The following is an 896-nucleotide window of genomic DNA, read 5'->3' on the forward strand; positions in this document are numbered from 1 at the left end:
GAGACAGCACCGATAATTGCTTACGGACCTTGTCGGCAGACTCCGGCAGGCTGAATGGCCAGCTCTGGAATTGCTGGCTGATGGCGTGCACCGGCAGTTCATTGGCGCGCAGCTGCCACTGCCGGCGCTCGCCCCGGGTCTCCCAGCGCAGCGCCATATCGCCCAGCGTGAGCGGGCCGGAGGGTGTCCTGCCGGACAGATTGGATAACGACAGGGTCGCCTCATCATCCTCACGAAGCAGTGAGGCGCGCAGGGACAAACCGGTTAGCGGCCAGGCCGTATCTGCCTGGGTCAGCGTCAACGTGGGCACATCAACCTGCAGCTGTCCGCTGATCGGCTCACCGCCTTCCAGAGTGCCCCACAGCGCCACGGATGCATCCAGCGAGCCCAGATCCAGCGGCATTTTTTCTATCTCGGGCAACCATTCGTGCAGGCGCTTGCCCTCGAAGCGGGTATAGATATCCGCATCCACCTCATCCAGCGCGTAGGCATCATCGTGCAGGTGTATCTTTGCCAGCAGGGAGAGGGGGCGGTCCCGGGCTTCCACACGCAGGGCCAACCGGTGTTCGCCACCCGTGTTGGTCATGGTGGCATCCAGCTGCGACGCCGCCAGCGGTGGCATGCCCGGCCATTCCAGGGACAAACGGGCGTCGCTGACTGACAGCAATTGCTGGCGGTAAAACAACTTGAGAATACGTTCCAGCGGCGGTCGTGACCCGGGATCATTCTGCCCGAGCACATCCAGTCCGCGCAGACGAATCTTGCCGTCATCACCGCGCACCAGATTCAAATCCACCCCGCGAACACTGAGTTCCTCAAGCACCAGATCCCGGTGCCACAGGGAACCAAACACATCAATGCTGAGCACCACTTCATCCAGCACCAATGGCGCCTCC

The 896-nt window shown here is 62.2% G+C and carries 1 pseudogene; it reads right to left on the reverse strand.

From position 1 onward, the window contains the following. Positions 1-896 (reverse strand): annotated as a pseudogene (locus tag A3730_RS32120) (TIGR02099 family protein); the annotation flags it as partial.

Source organism: Alcanivorax sp. HI0044 (assembly GCF_001634945.1).